Source organism: Fructilactobacillus sp. X2R1C1, from assembly GCF_059901435.1.
In genome coordinates this window covers 1-272 of record NZ_JBWXUV010000090.1, presented here as the reverse complement: position 1 = coordinate 272, position 272 = coordinate 1, and the positions used below count along the sequence as shown (strand labels likewise).

Sequence of the window (272 nt, the reverse complement as noted above, 5' to 3'; positions counted from 1 at the left end):
ATTTCTTCCTCATTTTCATATTCAGTTGCTTTCGAAGGAAAGAGAATAACTCCTTTTTCTACAAGATTGTATGATGGCGGAAGTTGTTTATAGGTTCTACCCTCCAACTCTATTTCACTAAAGGAATCTTCTACTACTCCGTCCCGAGTCACTTTCAAGAAAGATGTTTTATATGCACTACGGTCATAAACCATTTCATACAGTGCATCTGGTGTGATAATAGATGTTTTCAAAATTATTTTTTCTTTCTCTGCATTTTCATTATTCATATA

The 272-nt window shown here is 33.5% G+C and carries 1 protein-coding gene; it reads right to left on the bottom strand.

Annotated features, from left to right (window positions below; all coding sequences use genetic code 11):
* On the bottom strand, nt 1-272 hold a 272-nt coding region (locus tag AC6UDG_RS07595; RefSeq protein ID WP_500706974.1), incomplete at both ends, for a hypothetical protein.